The sequence below is a fragment of the Acinetobacter entericus genome (genome assembly GCF_026168575.1).
In the GTDB taxonomy this organism is placed as follows: domain Bacteria; phylum Pseudomonadota; class Gammaproteobacteria; order Pseudomonadales; family Moraxellaceae; genus Acinetobacter; species Acinetobacter bouvetii.
Map to the genome: position 1 here is coordinate 1 of NZ_JAPEQW010000106.1, position 924 is coordinate 924.

A 924-nucleotide genomic window follows, 5' to 3' on the forward strand; every position below is an offset into this window, starting at 1 on the left:
CAGACCGCCAGTTTAAGAGGTGAATCATGGGCGACTATTCAGCGCTAAATGCGCACCTGGTTAATCTAAATTTCACTGATATAGCTACTGGTTCAACATCACTGAATTTTGGTGAAACAGGTCAGAACTTCTTTGAAATTGATGTAATTGTTTATTCGGCTATTCAAGCTGATTTACAGATCATTGGCCTGACAGTCTGTGATGTTGACGCAGTTGTTGATAGTTTTGTTCTGATTGAAGCGGATATTTTAGAGCTCATCACTTTTGAAATTGATGCGGCTATAGATACTCGCATTGAGTCAGATATTTTGACTTATAGCATCAATGAGTTTTTCACAATTGATGCTGACGTAAGTTTGGACTGCACTGCTGAAATCCATGCTGAGTTTGATATCAATCATATCGTCGGTGTGTCACGTGGTTNAATGAGTTTTTCACAATTGATGCTGACGTAAGTTTGGACTGCACTGCTGAAATCCATGCTGAGTTTGATATCAATCATATCGTCGGTGTGTCACGTGGTTTTACGTCCACTTTCTCCAGAGCTGTGGCTGTACTTGGAAATATTGAAACACCATGGTCCAAATCAACTTTAAGAGTCTCAAATGAGGCTCTTTTTTTGGGCTCAGGTTTATTGATTGCGACAAGCCCTGCAATCAAGTTCGATCAAGCAAACTTATTGTCTGTTTCTGTACGATTTGCGCATGAGCAAGCAACAGGGCTTAGCGCTCAGTTAAGCCTTGACTGGGATGAAAATAAAAGGCTTCGAGTTACCCAATCCTCAGTCTTTGAACAAGCTGAAAAGTTGCATATTAATCGTATCTTCGACTGGGTGGAACTTGTACGCAAACGCAAGCAATTCACATATTCGCATGAAGTGGCGCATGTATTTGAACAGCAATTTTCATTTGAGTGGGATAAAGG

Annotated in this window: 1 pseudogene; it reads left to right on the top strand. The window is 40.6% G+C overall.

Annotated elements, in window-relative coordinates:
* Positions 1 to 457: 457 nt before the first annotated feature.
* A pseudogene (locus OKC24_RS19740) lies at positions 458 to 924 on the top strand (hypothetical protein); the annotation flags it as partial.